At 55.2% G+C, this 15,106-nt stretch carries 13 protein-coding genes; 5 read left to right on the forward strand and 8 right to left on the reverse strand.

Annotation, left to right across the window (positions count from 1 at the left end):
* Positions 1-55 precede the first annotated feature (55 nt).
* Positions 56-313 carry an SWIB/MDM2 domain-containing protein gene (locus CJD38_RS09585; RefSeq protein ID WP_107940108.1) on the reverse strand — a complete coding sequence of 86 codons (258 nt, stop codon included), beginning with the start codon at positions 311-313 and terminating at the stop codon, positions 56-58.
* 118 nt (positions 314-431) lie between these two features.
* The gene (locus CJD38_RS09590) at positions 432-1,274 is read right to left on the reverse strand and encodes a hypothetical protein (protein ID WP_107940109.1); all 843 of its coding nucleotides are present in this window, start codon (positions 1,272-1,274) and stop codon (positions 432-434) included.
* Between the two features lie 297 nt (positions 1,275-1,571).
* Here CJD38_RS09590 and CJD38_RS09595 point away from each other — a divergent pair, with 297 nt between their 5' ends.
* Together CJD38_RS09595 and CJD38_RS09600 are read left to right on the forward strand one after the other, a co-directional pair.
* Entirely contained in the window at positions 1,572-4,499 is a 2,928-nt protein-coding gene (locus CJD38_RS09595) for a sensor domain-containing protein (RefSeq protein WP_161554203.1), read from the forward strand.
* A 43-nt stretch (positions 4,500-4,542) separates the two neighbouring features.
* Positions 4,543-6,012, forward strand: a complete 1,470-nt coding sequence (locus CJD38_RS09600) for a pyridoxal-phosphate dependent enzyme (protein ID WP_107940111.1) — start codon at positions 4,543-4,545, stop codon at positions 6,010-6,012.
* Here the strand turns inward: CJD38_RS09600 and CJD38_RS09605 are convergent.
* The 6 genes from CJD38_RS09605 to CJD38_RS09630 all read right to left on the reverse strand — a co-directional run bounded on the left by CJD38_RS09605 (position 6,009) and on the right by CJD38_RS09630 (position 12,301).
* Positions 6,009-6,854, reverse strand: coding sequence for an SDR family NAD(P)-dependent oxidoreductase (locus CJD38_RS09605; RefSeq protein ID WP_107940112.1), 846 nt, complete (start codon positions 6,852-6,854; stop codon positions 6,009-6,011). The two genes, CJD38_RS09600 and CJD38_RS09605, sit on opposite strands and share 4 nt — an antisense overlap.
* Before the next feature lie 30 nt (positions 6,855-6,884).
* Positions 6,885-7,751 carry an SDR family NAD(P)-dependent oxidoreductase gene (locus tag CJD38_RS09610; protein ID WP_107940113.1) on the reverse strand — a complete coding sequence of 289 codons (867 nt, stop codon included), beginning with the start codon at positions 7,749-7,751 and terminating at the stop codon, positions 6,885-6,887.
* A gap of 113 nt (positions 7,752-7,864) precedes the next feature.
* On the reverse strand, positions 7,865-9,433 hold the full coding sequence (locus CJD38_RS09615) for a FadD3 family acyl-CoA ligase (protein WP_107940114.1): 1,569 nt from the start codon (positions 9,431-9,433) through the stop codon (positions 7,865-7,867).
* Positions 9,434-9,451: 18 nt separating this feature from the next.
* The gene (locus tag CJD38_RS09620; RefSeq protein WP_107940115.1) at positions 9,452-9,745 is read right to left on the reverse strand and encodes a 2Fe-2S iron-sulfur cluster-binding protein; all 294 of its coding nucleotides are present in this window, start codon (positions 9,743-9,745) and stop codon (positions 9,452-9,454) included.
* 93 nt (positions 9,746-9,838) lie between these two features.
* On the reverse strand, positions 9,839-10,621 hold the full coding sequence (locus CJD38_RS09625; protein WP_107940116.1) for an SDR family oxidoreductase: 783 nt from the start codon (positions 10,619-10,621) through the stop codon (positions 9,839-9,841).
* 27 nt (positions 10,622-10,648) lie between these two features.
* A complete protein-coding gene (locus CJD38_RS09630) occupies positions 10,649-12,301 on the reverse strand; it encodes an FAD-binding protein (protein WP_107940117.1) in 1,653 nt (550 codons plus the stop codon).
* A 200-nt stretch (positions 12,302-12,501) separates the two neighbouring features.
* On the opposite strand from CJD38_RS09630, the gene CJD38_RS09635 reads away from it, so the two are divergent.
* The 3 genes from CJD38_RS09635 to CJD38_RS09645 are packed head-to-tail and all read left to right on the forward strand — an operon-like array spanning position 12,502 to position 15,105.
* Complete coding sequence (locus CJD38_RS09635; protein WP_107940118.1) at positions 12,502-13,392, forward strand: VOC family protein; 891 nt, start codon at positions 12,502-12,504, stop codon at positions 13,390-13,392.
* 32 nt (positions 13,393-13,424) lie between these two features.
* The gene (locus tag CJD38_RS09640; protein ID WP_107940119.1) at positions 13,425-14,306 is read left to right on the forward strand and encodes a CoA transferase subunit A; all 882 of its coding nucleotides are present in this window, start codon (positions 13,425-13,427) and stop codon (positions 14,304-14,306) included.
* Position 14,307: 1 nt separating this feature from the next.
* Positions 14,308-15,105 carry a CoA-transferase subunit beta gene (locus CJD38_RS09645; RefSeq protein ID WP_107940120.1) on the forward strand — a complete coding sequence of 266 codons (798 nt, stop codon included), beginning with the start codon at positions 14,308-14,310 and terminating at the stop codon, positions 15,103-15,105.
* Position 15,106 lies beyond the last annotated feature (1 nt).

Here is a 15,106-nt window from a genome sequence, read left to right on the forward strand (position 1 = left end):
CCGATGGACAAAAAAATAGGCGCCAAGAGGCGCCTATTTTTTAAAGGCTTTCGCCTTACTTCATATGCTTGCTGACCAGCTTGGTCATTTCAAACATGCTGGCTGAATCTTGGCCAAACACTTTCTTCAGCGCGGCGTCAGCAATGATCTGGCGCTTGTCTTTAGGGTCCTGAAGATTGTGAGCCTTGATGTAGTCCCACAGTTTCTTGGTCATTTCTGAACGTGGCAACGGAGCGGAGCCAACGATGGCAGACAGCTCTGGGCTCGGCTGCAGTGGCTTCGACAGCGCCGGGTTTAATTTCTTTTCAGCCATTCTGATCTCCAATTACATGAGTTTTATTGTGCGTCGGCGTACACGGTAACGAATTTTTGCAGCGAAGCAAGTGCGCGGACCCGATTGCTGCGGGTTCGGCGCCAGCTTGTACGGTGATTTAAGGCGATTTAGCGTCCGTTAGCGGCGCGCTAGGGGCTGCTGCGCCCTCTTTCGGTGCTGTGACATTTGAGGGAAGAACGGGCACTGGAAGCGGCGCAGCCGGCTCGCCGCCGAACAAATCATTGCCCAAATAGACCGCAATATCGTTCGCCGAAGCCTTCAGACCGCGGATTGATTCGTCCACCGAAGCGGTCAAATCCTTGAAATAGAGATAGCGATATTTGGAGCTGGACGGCAGATCGACCGCTGAATCAGTCGTCATTTGGTAACCGCCGCTAAAGGTTTTGAAATACAACTCATCTTTAGTTGCAGTGCGAACCAAGCGTGCACTGGCGGTGATCCACGGCTGATAACTCAACTCGCGCGGCGACGAAACATAACCAGCGCCAGTAAATCGGATCACAAGAATGGCGTCAGCGTCAGTGCGAATCTGCGAGAGATCTTCAGACTTTCCATCAGGCGTCGGAAATGATCTTTGGTCGGCGAGATAGGTCACGCGATAGCCCGACGCGGTGAGCGCGGTCGTGAGGGTTTTGACCACATCAGGTCCGAACAAGGTGTTACGCGCGGCCAGCAACTGCGTATAGGTATTGCTGTTATCAATGCGAGGTTGTGTCAGCGTGGTGTTGTCGCTGGAGCCGAGCGCCGTACCGACGGTCAATATTTGTTCAGACTGTGGTTCCGCAACACTGACGATCGCAATCGATCGAACCGGCTTGTGCACAACTGGCGGTGGCGGAGGGGGCGGTTTGCTCGACCCGAACTTCGGAATAATCGAACAGCCCATCAGGCTCAGGCCGATCGCGGCAACGACGAAATTTTTCAAGCTGAAGGGACCCATGGCTCACCCCGGTCTCGCCAGATGCGTGGCGAATTGCGCGGTCATTCTAAGCTGACCGGGGTATTGGTGTCTGTCCGCCCAAGAGATTTGGGTGGCTGCCGTCGGCCCCGCCGCTGCCGTCAATCAGCCTCTTTGAACCGCCGATAGAAATAAGCAGCTCCACAGGAAATAGGCGCTGTACGGTGACGCCATTGTTCAAAGGAGGGACGGAGCGAGGGATCGCCCGCGATAGCAAGGATGTTATTCGACAGCCCCATAAGCTTTATTCCACACGGCTACTGCCTATCGTGGTCGCCGATGTTGGTTGGATTATTGGCCGGATCTCACCTGCTGATCGGGCTTTCTTATCTTTCGATTCCTGTCGCGCTGTTCTTCTTTGCGCGGCGACATCCCGAGCTCAATCAAAAACTGCTGTTCACCTTGTTCACCTTATTCATTTTGGGTTGCGGCGCCACGCACCTGATTGAACTCGTCAACATTTGGGTTCCGTTTTACCGCCTGGACACTTTCGTTTTAGCAGGCACGGCGCTTGTGTCTGTGGTGACGGCGGTCTTGATCTGGCCGATTACTAGACAAGCAACGCAAGCGCTGCATGACGTTTTTCAGGCGCGACGCGAGCAAGCTATAACCACCGACGAGCTGTTTGAAACCGTGATGCAGCTCAAGCAGGTCAACCTCAAGCTTGATGAGAGCGAGCGTAGATTTCGCATGAGCGTGGAATACGCGCCGAATGGCCAGGCCACAGTCGATCTCAATGGCCGCTGGCTGATCGTCAATCAAAGCCTATGCAAAATGCTGGGTTACGGCGAAGCCGAGTTATTACAGAAAACTTTTCAAGAGATCACGCACCCGGATGATATCGAGCGTGATTTAGAGCATGTCAAGAATCTGCTTGCTGGCCGTCAGGTCAGCTACAGGATGGAGAAGCGCTACTTCTGCAAATCTGGCGCAATTTTGCACGCACAATTAGACGTTGCCTTGCTGCGCTCACCTTTGGGTGCGCCCCTGCATTTCATCGTGCAGATCCAGGACATCTCTGAGCGCATCAACGCAACAATCGCAACGGAAAATGCTGAGCGCCGATTCCGCAGAATGATCGAAGACGTGAAGGATTACGCGATCATTAACCTTGATATCAATGGCCTTGTGTCTTCATGGAATGAAGGCGCACGCCACATCAAGGGTTATCAGGCGCACGAAATCATTGGCAGACACTTCTCATGCTTCCATCAAGTGGAAGATATTGCCAACAATCGTCCTAACGCGGCGCTCAAAATGGCCGAAGAGAATGGCCATTTTCAGGAAGAAGGTTTACGCATCCGCAAGGACGGCTCCGTGTTCTGGGCCAGCGTACTCATCACGGCGATTCATGACACCGATGGAACGTTGCTGGGCTATAGCAAGATCACGCGCGATCTGACTGAGCGGCGTCATGCCGAAGAAGTGATTGCACAGGCGAATGGCTTGCGTGAAGCCATCATGCATGCAGCGCCTTGCTCCATCATTGCGACCGATCCTGACGGCGTCATCACCAGCATAAATCCCGCAGCAGAACGCATGCTGTGGTACGCGAGTGAAGATTTGGTTGGCAAGCAGACGACGATGATCATTCATGATGAACATGAAGTCGCTGCGCGCTCGAAGGAACTGTCAGCCAAATACAAGAAGAAGATTGAGACGGGTTTTGAAGCCTTCGTTTACGAGGCCCGTGAAGATGTAGTTGAAGAGCATGAGTGGACTTACATCCGCAAGAATGGCTCGCGTCTTTCGGTGCAGCTGGCAGTCAGTGCGCTGCGCGACTCCAATCAAAAAATTATTGGGTTCTTGAGCATCGCGTACGACATCACGCAGCGTAAATATCGCGAAGAGTACACGCGGCATGTCGCGCTGCATGATGATTTAACCGGCTTGCCGAACCGTGCGCTGCTGAAAGATCGCATTAACGTTGCGATTGAGTCCGCCAAGCGCAATCACAAGAAAGTCGGTGTGATGATGCTGGATCTTGATCACTTCAAGAGAATCAACGACACCCTTGGACATCATGTGGGTGATGAGCTGCTTAAGGTCGTGGCAGATCGTCTCGTCAAAGCCTTACGCAAATCCGATACCGCTGCGCGCATGGGTGGCGATGAATTTGTCGTGGTAACGCCCGATATGAGCGACGACAAGAATGCAGATTTCATTGCCAACACTTTGGTCAAGGCAATTTCAGCACCGATCAAAATTGGTATGCATGAGTTGATTGTGACGCCGAGTATTGGTGTGAGTTGCTTCCCGGATGACGGCGAAGAAGCCAACACATTGATCAAGTATGCCGATGCGGCGATGTATCAAACCAAGGCTTCGGGCCGTCATGGCCATCAGCACTTCAATGCTGCTGCGCAGGCGATTGTTCAGCGCAAGCTCGCCATGGAAGCTGATTTGCGTCTGGCCATCGCCAAGAATCATTTGCAGGTTTACTACCAGCCTCAGGTTTGTCTGAGCACCGGCAAGATCATTGGCGTAGAAGCGCTCGCACGCTGGATTGATCCAGTGAAAGGCATGATCTCGCCCGAGCTATTTATTCCGGTGGCAGAAGAATCAGGCCTGATCATCGAGCTCGGCAATTTTGTTCTGCGCACGGCATGCCGTGATGCGCGCATATTGCAGGAGCGTGTTGGTCATCCAATGATCATGGCGGTCAATCTTTCAGCGCGGCAATTCAGACAGGAAACGCTGGTTGATACGGTGAGTTCTATCATCGCAGAAGCCCGCATGGACCCGGCCATGCTTGAGCTGGAGATTACCGAAGGCGTGATGATGGAGAACGATGAAAAAACGCGTTCACGCATGCAAGGCTTGCGTGATCTCGGCATTTCCTTGGCAGTCGATGACTTCGGCACCGGCTACTCCAGCTTGTCCTACCTCACGCAGTTCCCGATTACGACCTTGAAGATTGATCGATCTTTCGTCGACAAAATAAACGAGGGCGAGCGCGATGCGGCTGTTGTGCAGGCCATCATCGCCATGGCTTATTCGCTGAAGACCAAGGTTATTGCTGAAGGTGTCGAAACCGTGGAGCAGTTGGAATTCTTGCAGGAGCATACTTGCAGTGCAGCGCAGGGCTTCATGTTCTCCAAGCCGATGAGCATGGCTGAACTTGGCCAAGCTTTTGATCAGATCCAAAAGAGCAGTACGGACTCGGTGATGACGTCTTTGCATAAGGTGATTGCACGCGCCGCCTGATCACTGGGCATAATGTGGCGGTGTATGTCATGGAGGACGTGCCGTGCCGAATGATGTTAAAAATATATCGAAGCAAGCGCCCAGTGCTTTCTACGAGGATCTTGAAAGTCTGCTGATTGAGGAGATGCGCAAGCAACCAGCGAAGCTGGACGTGCGTCTCAAGTTGGCAGAGCTGTATTCGCAAACACGCCGCGTCAGTGATTTTATCCAGCACGCACGCCTGACTCAGGCCTTCATCAAAGAGCCCAAGAAATCGGATGAATGGCGCCGTATCGTCACGATGGGCCGCGTGCTCAAGCCGGACGAGCCTCTATTTACTGAATCGCATGACGACGTCATCAAATTTGACGGACCGCAGGCCAGCAATGAGGCCCCGACTTACAGCCGCATCGGCGATGAAGCGCGCTTCAAAAAGCCTTTGCAGGATCTGGCCGAAGCCTATGAAGAAATTCGTAAGGACGCGCGCTTTTTAGCGGAACTCGATAGCGAGATGATGCAATCCGCGGGCTACGCCTCACCGTTGGAGCCTGCGCGTCGTTTATCCGAACACATCGGCGGCGCGAAGATTTATTTGAAGCGCAATGACATTGGTGTGCGCCAGTCGCATATCGCCAGCGCCATCGTTGGCCAAGCATTGCTGGCCAAGCGCATGGGCAAGAAAACCTTAGTGACCGCATCTGGCAACGGACACAGCGGCGTGCTGTTGGCTGCAGTCGCAGCGCGGCTAGGCATGAACGTCGTTGTCTTCATGAGCATGGAGCAAATGCAGATTCAGAGAACCAACATCTTCCGGATGTGGCTCTGCGGTGCAGATGTGCAAGAAGTCGATCCGAAAGGCCGCAGCGGCGGCGATATTCGCAAAGCTGCCTTTGATCATTGGGCAAGATTTGCGAGCGACACTTTCCTCGTGATGGGGCTGGATGCAGGCCCGCATCCTTATCCGATGATGATGCTTGAGTTCACATCACTGGTTGGCAGGGAATGCCGACGTCAGATGTATGCGCACACCAAGAAGGCGCCGGACATTATTGTCGCGCGCGCGGGTGAAAATGCCGATGCCATTGGTTTATTCCCTTCATTCTTGAAAGCACCCGCAACACGTCTGGTTTGCGTGGGCGCCGCGGATACTTTTGAAAAGGAAGATGACGCCGCTAGCGCGAAGAATCTCAGCATTCAGCAGCGACTGCAGCCGCTGTCATCAAGTGAGCAGCAGCGCGCGACCAAGATTCTAGAAGGCTTGGATTATCCGAGCGTGGCGCGTGAGCAGGCTTGGCTGAAGGCAACAGGCCGCATCGAGTATGTAAAAACGCAATCAGTAGCGGCGAAGAAAGCGATCAGCGATCTCAGTCGCCTTGAAGGAATTATCCCAGCCATCGAAACGGCTTATACGCTCGCTTGGGCTTTCCAAACCGCTGCGACCATGACGCGTGATCAATCGATCGTCGTGTTTATGGGCGAGAGCGTCGAAAAGAACATTTGGGATATCGGCAAGGCGATGGGTGTTCCGCTTTAAAGCTGAATGACGGCGGAGGCCGGTGTTGATCCGTCGCCGAGCGCGGTTTTGCCGTCGAGTGCATGTAGCGTTGCATTCAGTGACAGCAGCAGTGCGCGGCTATGCGTGATCAAACCATTGTGCGAGCCGATCACCAATTGATAGGCCGCCTCGGCCATCATCTCGACAGGTTCCAGCCATTCTGGATGTGATGTCTGCATTTGTTTCGCAATTGCTAAGGCGCCTTCGGTAACAGCAATTTTGTAAGGCGATAGAACGCTGACATCGATATGGCTTCCATCGAGTTCGGCTGCAAGGCCTAGCGATGTTCGTTCCAACGCGGCTTTGCTCGCACCATAAAGCGCGAGCGCGTGAATCATTTTTGCGGGACCTTCAAAAGGCGGCTGCGGTTGTTCCGCCATCTCGCTGCTGATATTGACGATGCGGCCCCAACCTTTCTCCTTCATTGCAGGCAGTGCTTGCTGGATCAGATCAACAGGCGCCTGAAAATTCAGTTCAAACATTGAACGACGTGCGGCCAGATCAATCTTGCTCGGCGGCGCATACGCGCTGATGCCTGCGGCGTTGTTGATCAGGATGTCGATGGCGCCAAATTTTTCTGTTGCACGAGCAACCAACGTGGCGCGTTCTACGTCGTTCGATAAGTCAGATGCAAGGAACGCAGCGCGACCGCCTGCTTGTTCAATCAATGCGACAGTTTCTCGTAGACCATCAAGGGATCGTGGCGACGCACTCACAACAACGGCAGCGCCATGAGCAGCGAGTCTCTGCGCAATCGCGCGGCCAATGCCGCGGCTGGCGCCAGTGATGAGTGCGACGTGATCTTTGAGATTGTTAGTCATATGTAAAACGCCCCTTGCGGGGCGTTGTTGTTACTGAACGATTGCGGGATGCGCTTGTGTCGGTGCGCCGAGCATTGGGCGATGTGACGGCGGTTGTTTGCCGTCGATATCTTTCATGCCGTAATCGAGCGCGGCTTCAGCGCCGATCAACACCTGTCCTGATTTCTCCATGACTTTCGGATCGCGATACAGCTCGCTGATCAGATGGCCGGTGAACTCTGGCGTCTCGGCGATATCCCAGAAGCCTGCGTATTTTTCTGGCTCTGAATCCATCACGCGCTTGGTGCGATCGGTCTTCAGCATGCCCATCCAGATCGAGAATGCAGCGACGTTGAATGGTTTGAAATCGACGGCCATGTCCTTGGCGAATTTATCGACGCCCACTTTCTGCGCGCCATAGCCAGGGCCGTGCATATAGCAGCTGGCGCCGAACGACGAAGTGAATGCAACGATGCCGCGCTTGCTGGCAACGAGCAGTGGTGCAGCGTAGTAGCTGGCGATGTAACCGGAGCGCAGGCCGACGTCGAGAATGTTGACGAGATCCAGCGACTTTTCCCAGAACGGGCCGGGCACGATGAGATCATCGTGAATCACGGTGGCGTTGTTGACGAGAATGTCGAGCTTGCCCTGTTCTTGCTTCACGCGATCGAACAATGCTTTGACCTGCGCGTCATTGCTGTGATCAACGCTGACTGCAATGCCCTTGCCGCCAGCTTTGGTGATGGCTTCTGCGGTGGCGTGAATGGTGCCCGGCAGTGCAGCGTCGCCTTCTTTCTGCGAACGACCCGTCACATAAACAGTAGCGCCTTCAGCGCCGAGTGCTTCTGCAATGCCTTTGCCTGCGCCGCGTGATGCGCCGGTGACAACAGCAACTACGCCTTTCAGTTTTCCGCTCATCGTCACTCTCCAGAAAATTTGTTTTACCTTTTGTAGGAGCGCCTCTTAGGCGCGATGGTGCAGCGCCAAAATCGCGCCTAAGAGGCGCTCCTACGTGTTCGAGCGGAATATTTCTATCCCGCTTTGCTCAAATTTCTCAACTCAAACTTCATAACCTTGCCGCCCGCATTCACCGGCAACGCAGCGAGCACTTCAACGCTGCGCGGCACTTTGTAATTCGCCATTTGATCGCGGCACCAGGCGATGAATTCTTTGCTGTCGATCTGCTGGCCCGGGCGTGCAACCACAAACGCTTTGCCTACTTCTCCCTGACGCTCATCCGGTATGCCAACGATGGCAACCTGTGCGACAGCAGGATGTGCAGCAATGATGCGTTCAATCTCAGCCGGATAGCAGTTGAAGCCACCGGTGATGTACATGTCTTTGAGGCGGTCGGTGATCTTGAGATAACCGCGTGCGTCGAGAATGCCGACGTCGCCCGTGTGCAACCAACCATCCGCATCAATCGTTTCGTGCGTGGCCTTCTCGTCATCGAGATAACACTGCATGACGTTGTAACCGCGAATCACGATCTCGCCAGATTCGCCCGCAGCGACAGGTTTGTTCTCAGAATCAACAATGCGCATCTCAGTGTTGTCGATGGCGGTGCCGCTGGTGAGTGCGATGGTTTCAGCATCGTCATCAACCTTGCACATCGACGCTACGCCGCAGGTTTCAGTGAGGCCGTAAGCCGTCAATACAATCTTGAAACCCAACTCTGCGCGAATGCGTTCAATTAACGACGGCGCAATCGTTGCTGCGCCGGTGATCGTCGCGCGCAGCGATGAAAGATCAGATGTGGCGCGTGCAGGATCATTAAGCAGTGAGATGAAAAGTGTAGGTGGCCCAGGCAGTACCGAGATGCGTTGTTTGGCGATGCGCTGAAGAATCGCACCTGCATCAAAGATCGCGTGAGGCAACACGGTGAGACCAATCATCAAACTGCCGAGCCAACCCACCTTGTAACCAAAGGTGTGGAAGAAAGGGTTTGCGATGAGATAACGATCTTCGGGAACCAAACCCATGTGCGCTGACCAATCGGCAATCACGCGCAGGTTTTGACCGTGATGCGTGACCACGCCTTTAGGTCGACCGGTGGTGCCAGACGTGAACATGATGTCCATGCGGTCATCAGGCGTCACAGCGGCGGCGCGCTTCATCACTTCTTCAGTGTGCGATTGATCCGCTTTGGCCATGAACGTACGCCAGCCGGTGTCGCCAGCTTGTTCGTCGCGCAGCACGACAACATGTTCGAGCGTCTTCGGCCAATGTTCAGCAGCAATCAGGCTCGGGTAGTGCGTGCCAAGAAAATTACCTGCGCAGAACAACACGCGCGCGCCGGATTTCTCCAGAACATAAGCAGCTTCAGCGCCTTTCATGCGAGTGTTGATTGGAACCAGCACGCCGCCAACGCTGTGAATAGCGAGGCCCGCAACAATCCACTCAACGCAGTTCTGCGCCCAGATCGCGACGCGATCACCGTGGTTCACGCCGAGCGCAAGCAATGCGCGTGCAGCGTAGATGCGCAGTTGATCCAATTCAGCGTAGCTCAGCTCGCTGCCATCTTCTGCAATGACCGCGGTGCGTGACGCATTGCGGCGAACCGATTCTGCGAAGGCGGCGGGGACGGTAGCTGCTGACATTGAAGATTTCACTTGAGATTAAGAGGGATAAACAACGCGAATACGTTTGGAGGTGGGGACGGCTTGGCAGGCCAGAATCCAGCCGCGCTCGATGTCGTGCTTGTCGAGCGTCTGGTTCTGCAACATTTCAACGCTGCCTTCTTCCAACTGGCACATGCAGGTCGCACAGTCGCCTTGGCGGCAAGTGGTCGGCGATACAAATTCAGCCGCGTCCATCACTTCAACCAGCCGCTGTCCTTCGCTGCCTATAAACTTGTGTTCAGCGCCGTCGAGGGTGACGAAGATTTCGATGGATTGTTGATCGTTGCTCATGGTTACTTCGTTTGTAGGAGCGCCTCTTAGGCGCGATATCTTCTGTACGGGCGACAATATCGCGCCTAAGAGGCGCTCCTACAAGCTAGCGAATTAATCGGCCCACATCAGATAACCATTATCGATGCGCATTTCCGCCCCGGTAATGAACTTCGATTCATCCGAAGCCAAGAACAGCACCAGATTGGCGATGTCCGTCGGCTTGGCAAAACGCGCCATCATTTGTTTCTGATCCATCATGCGAACAGCAGTCTTCTCGCCCTTGGGGATGGTGCCATGCAGGTTGGCAACCATCGGCGTCATGATGCCGTCTGGGTGAATGGTGTTGCAGCGAATGTTGTTGAGTTCCATGCGGCAATGCGCGGCGATGCTGCGTGTCATTGCGGTGACTGCGCCTTTGGATGCGGCATAAGCAACGAAGGAACCTTGACCACCAATCGCCGAGATCGAAGCCATGTTGACGATCGAACCGCCGCCACGCTTCTTCATCGCCAGAACGCCGAAATGGCAGCCGAGGAAATAACCATCGGAGTTGATGCGCTGAACTTTCTGCCAAGTTTCGAGCGTGGTGTTCTCGATATTGCCGTACAACAGGATTGCGGCGTTGTTGACGAGAATGTCGACGCCACCAAAGGCGGCTTCAGTTTTCTCGATGACTTCTTTCCAGCCCGCTTCCGATGCGATGTCATGCTTGATGAACAGCGCGCTGCCGGGTGAAGTGGCGTTGATCTGCTCAGCGACTTTGACGCCGTCTGCTTCATTGAGATCGGTGAGAACAACCTTGGCGCCTTCGCGTGCGAGCATGATGGCGTCTTCTTTACCTACGCCGCTTGCTGCACCGGTGATGATCGCAACCTTGTCTTGAACGCGTCCCATAGGATTCTCCTCGTTTTTATATTGCGGTTATGAATTAGCAGCGGTGTTGCCTGCGCGACGGCCGGACCACAGGCAGTCTGCGAGTGACAAGCCGCTGACATAACGATTCGATGCAACGCCAATCGCGGTACGACCAGCAGCGTAGAGGCCGGGGATGGTTGTGCCGTTGGCATTGAGCACGCCGCCGGTTTTCTCATCCACACGCAAACCACCGAGCGTGATCGCCGGGCAGCTCATGTGTGCGCCGATATCGAGTGCGTAGAGCTTGGTGTCGAGTGCCGCGCGATAGTCGTTGGACTTGAGCAGCGGATCAGCTGTGTTGTTGGTGATTGCGTTGTTGTAAGCATCAATCGTACGGCCGAATGCGGCGCCATCAATGCCCAATTTGTTGCCGAGCTCTTGTGCCGTTTTGCCGCGCTTGGCGAGCAACATCAGCAACAGTGCAGGCACGCTCTGGAAGAACCAGAGGCCGCCGAACAGCGCTTCGCGGATCGCGATCTTGCGTAGCTTCTTGTCGAGAATCAGCCAAGCTTTGCCATCGTGGAATTCGCACATCTCAACGCCGAGCTTGGCGCCGTAGACCTGCTCATTGCAGAAGCGCTCGCCCTTCGTGTTAATCGCAATGCCTTTCGGCCATGCGATTGGCGGATTGATAAAGCGCCAAGCTGAAACGTGATTGAGTTTGTCGGCGACTGCACCAACCGATTGACCCAGGCGAATGCCGCTGCCATCGCAACCGGCGGTGCCGAGGCGCATCGTCATTTTGTATTTGGGTGCGTACTTAGCAACCATCTCACGATTGAAGATGAAGCCGCCTGCGCTGAGGATCACGCCCTTGTTGGCACGTGCGCGCAGTGGTTTGGCGTGTGCCATTTCAATCGCGCGTGCTTTGGCGCGAAGGCTATCGGCCCATGCAGGCACAAAGTTGAAAACCTTTTCGGCTTTCTGAATTAGCTTGTCGTGTTGGATGGCTTCTTTCGAGCCCGGTGTGAGTTGCCACAACTCAGCGCCCAGCACCTTGCCGTCTTTGTCGGTGATCAAACGACGCACGGCGGTCTGTGTCATCGTGTTGATGCCAACGCGGCTCACTTCGGCGCGCAGGAATTCAAACATTGCTTTGCCGGAGAGCCAGCTGCCGCGGGTGCGATGACCGCGCGGTGCAGGCTTGGCGACAGCGGCGTACTCAGCAACGGCTTCGTTGCCGGAGTAATAAAGATAGATGCCGTCTTTCGGATACGACGTTTTCGGCGGCGGCGCGCTGGATTCGAAATTCGCGCCCATCGATTCCAGCCACTCAATCAGGCCGCGGCTGTCTTCACAAAATTGACGCAAGGTGGGTTCGGTGACGGAGTCGCCCGTTTCCATGCGCAAATATTTAAACATCTCTTCCGGCGTGTCTTCATAACCGGCTTTTTTCTGATGCGGCGTACCACCACCTGCATACACAATGCCGCCACTTTTGGCGCTGGCGCCGCCGCCATCAAAACGGTCAGCAACGATCACTTTCGCGCCGGTTTTTTGGGCCGCCAGTGCAGCCGATGCGCCGGCCGCACCAAAGCCAATAACGAGTACGTCGCAGGACAAATCCCATTGCGAATTGGCGCCATCAACAACGAGCGCGGGCTCGATGTGCAAAGTGCCGTCGGCGGATGTTGCAGGAGCGTTGCTGGATTGGGACATGGCAGGTAGCGCGCATACACGCACGCATCGACAGATTAGGGAGCCTGAATTATTGAGAAATACCCCCGTGAATCTTCGTCCATAGTGATGAGTCTTTGACCAGACTCGGCCGTTTTAACTCATCCGGTCGGATGAAGCTCAAAACCATATAGATACTGATAATTCTGAGCATCCAAACCTATCTTTGGCGGAACCTTTCCATGGGCAAAATTCAGGCGCTGGCGTATGTCGTGGCGCAATCCACTGATGTGAGCAAATGGCAGCAATACGGCGAGCAGATGCTCGGCGCAGCAACCGCCCCTTCAGCAGGCGGTGGTCTGTTTGTGAAACTGGATGAGCGCGACTACCGCATCGTCGTGGTTCCGGGCGCTGAAGATCGCTACCTCTTTTCGGGCTGGGAAGTCGCCAACGAAGCCGATTTCAAAGCTACAGTTGTGGCCATCGAAAAGGCTGGCGTCAGCGTCACGCCTGGCAGCCCAGAATTGAAGAAAACCCGTGGTTTCAAGGACGTGGCGACTTTTGTCGACCCTTCCGGCAACACGCATGAACTGGTCTGGGGCTACGCAGGTGGCAATGCAGCCTTCGTTTCACCGATCGGCGTCACCGGCTTCAAGACCGGCAAACAGGGCATGGGCCACACGGTTCTGCCTTGCCTCAACTTCGATGCCACGTTCGCCTTTTTCCGCGACGTGCTCGGTTTTGGTCTGTCCGATAGCTTCAAGTTCCAGCCGGGTCCAGATGCGCCGGTAATGCGCATGTTCTTCATGCACGCCGCCAGCGGGCGTCACCACAGCTTCGCGCTGGCTGAAATGCCGAGCCCGAGCGGCTGCATCCACATCATGGTGGAAGTGAACTCGATGACCGAAGTCGGCTTGGCTCATGACCGCCGCGAAAAACTCGGCATCAAGCTGATGGCCACCCTCGGCCAGCACGAAAACGACAAGATGACTTCGTTCTACATGAACACGCCATCCAACTTCGCCGTGGAATACGGCTGGGGCGGCATCGATGTTGATCCTGCAACCTGGCAGGCCACCAATGGCGAACGCGTTTCTGTATGGGGCCACGACTTCTCAGTCGGCTTCCGCTAGTTCAATCAACCGCACATTAAGTTGCAAATAAAATGACCTTCACAAAACAAAAAACTGCAGCCGAGGCGATTGCCGAGTTGCGCGATGGCATGACCATTGGCATTGGCGGCTGGGGCCCTCGTCGCAAGCCGATGGCACTCGTGCGCGAAATCCTGCGCTCGCCCCTACGCGACCTCACCATCGTTTCCTACGGCGGTCCTGACGTTGGCATGCTCTGCGCTGCTGGCAAAGTGAAAAAGCTGATCTTCGCTTTCGTCACCATGGACGCAATTCCGCTCGAGCCTTACTACCGCAAAGCTCGTGAGAGCGGCACGATCCAGATTGAGGAATACGACGAAGGCATGTTCGAGTGGGGCCTACGCGCCGCTGGCATGCGCATGTCATTCCTGCCGACGCGCTGCGGTCTCGCGACTGACGTGCTCGCCAAGAACCCGCGCCTCAAGACGATCGCATCGCCTTATGACGACGGCGAAGTTTATGTCGCGATGCCTGCGCTCAAACTCGACGCTGCGCTGATTCACGTGAATGAGAGCGACAAGATCGGCAACACATTGCTGCGCGGTCACGATGTGTTCTTCGACAATCTGTTTGCGCGTGCATCCAGCCACACCATCGTCAGCACCGAAGTGCTGCACGATCGTCTGACGGTTGATGCTGAAACCGCCAAGCAAAACGCTTTCGAGCGTTATCTGGTGCAAACCGTTGTGCACGCCCCTTGCGGCGCACATCCAACGTATCTCGGCCCCAACTACGGTCTCGATATGGATCACCTCAAGGCTTACAACGCTTCTGCAAGCGAAGAAGGTGGCTGGCAGAAATACGCCGATGAGTTCGTCAACGTAGGCGAAGAGGCTTATCTCGCCAAAGTTGGCGGTGCTGAACGCGTATCCAAACTCAAGCTGCCGGTGTATTGATATGAGCGACGCAACTCTCGCAGAACTGATGATCACTGCTGCCAGCGAAACCTGGCGCAACAATGGCGAACTGCTCGCCTCCGGCATCACCACCATCCCGCGCCTCGGCGCGAGCTTGGCGAAGATGACGCATTCCCCTGAACTGCTGATGACGGATAGCGAAGCCTATCTCGTCAGCGAACCCGCACCACTTGGTCCTCGTGCGGCTGATTACGTGCCGAAGTTCGAAGGCTATATGTCTTTCGATCGCGTGTTCGAATGCGTGTGGGGCGGCAAGCGCCACGCCATGATCGGCCCGACGCAGATCGACCGTTGGGGGCAGACCAATCTCTCATGCGTTGGCCCTGACTACGCAAAACCAAAATCCGCCGTTCTTGGCGTTCGTGGTTTGCCTGGCAACAGCATCAATCACATCAACTCCTTCTTCGTCCCTGCGCACAACACGCGCGTGTTCGTTGCGGGTGAAGTCGATATGGTTTCCGGCGTTGGCTACAAGGCCGAACGTTGGGGCGCTGGCATGAAGCGCGACTACGCAGACATTCGCGTTGTTGTGACGGATCTTTGCGTGCTGGATTTCGGTGGCCCTGATCATGCAGCACGCGTGATCTCGCTGCATCCGGGCGTGACGTTTGAACAGGTTCAAGCTGCGACTGGTTTTCCGCTGATCGCCATCGACAACCTTGGCGAAACCGCACTGCCGACCGCAGAACAGTTTGCGATCATCCGCAAGCTCGATCCGCACAACATGCGTGGCATGGTGTTGAAGGGCAATCCGCCTGCGATCAAGGCTGCTGCCTAAA

Source organism: Stenotrophobium rhamnosiphilum (assembly GCF_003052265.1).
Classification (GTDB): Bacteria; Pseudomonadota; Gammaproteobacteria; order Nevskiales; family Nevskiaceae; genus Stenotrophobium; species Stenotrophobium rhamnosiphilum.

What these genes read in the sequence shown, in the direction of transcription:
- CJD38_RS09605 (WP_107940112.1), bottom strand. Translation starts at nt 6,854, where the DNA reads ATGACTAACAATCTCAAAGATCACGTCGCACTCATCACTGGCGCCAGC.
- CJD38_RS09640 (WP_107940119.1), top strand. Translation starts at nt 13,425, where the DNA reads ATGACCTTCACAAAACAAAAAACTGCAGCCGAGGCGATTGCCGAGTTG.
- CJD38_RS09590 (WP_107940109.1), bottom strand. Translation starts at nt 1,274, where the DNA reads ATGGGTCCCTTCAGCTTGAAAAATTTCGTCGTTGCCGCGATCGGCCTG.
- CJD38_RS09585 (WP_107940108.1), bottom strand. Translation starts at nt 313, where the DNA reads ATGGCTGAAAAGAAATTAAACCCGGCGCTGTCGAAGCCACTGCAGCCG.
- CJD38_RS09620 (WP_107940115.1), bottom strand. Translation starts at nt 9,745, where the DNA reads ATGAGCAACGATCAACAATCCATCGAAATCTTCGTCACCCTCGACGGC.
- CJD38_RS09635 (WP_107940118.1), top strand. Translation starts at nt 12,502, where the DNA reads ATGGGCAAAATTCAGGCGCTGGCGTATGTCGTGGCGCAATCCACTGAT.
- CJD38_RS09610 (WP_107940113.1), bottom strand. Translation starts at nt 7,751, where the DNA reads ATGAGCGGAAAACTGAAAGGCGTAGTTGCTGTTGTCACCGGCGCATCA.
- CJD38_RS09645 (WP_107940120.1), top strand. Translation starts at nt 14,308, where the DNA reads ATGAGCGACGCAACTCTCGCAGAACTGATGATCACTGCTGCCAGCGAA.
- CJD38_RS09615 (WP_107940114.1), bottom strand. Translation starts at nt 9,433, where the DNA reads ATGTCAGCAGCTACCGTCCCCGCCGCCTTCGCAGAATCGGTTCGCCGC.
- CJD38_RS09625 (WP_107940116.1), bottom strand. Translation starts at nt 10,621, where the DNA reads ATGGGACGCGTTCAAGACAAGGTTGCGATCATCACCGGTGCAGCAAGC.
- CJD38_RS09630 (WP_107940117.1), bottom strand. Translation starts at nt 12,301, where the DNA reads ATGTCCCAATCCAGCAACGCTCCTGCAACATCCGCCGACGGCACTTTG.
- CJD38_RS09595 (WP_161554203.1), top strand. Translation starts at nt 1,572, where the DNA reads ATGTTGGTTGGATTATTGGCCGGATCTCACCTGCTGATCGGGCTTTCT.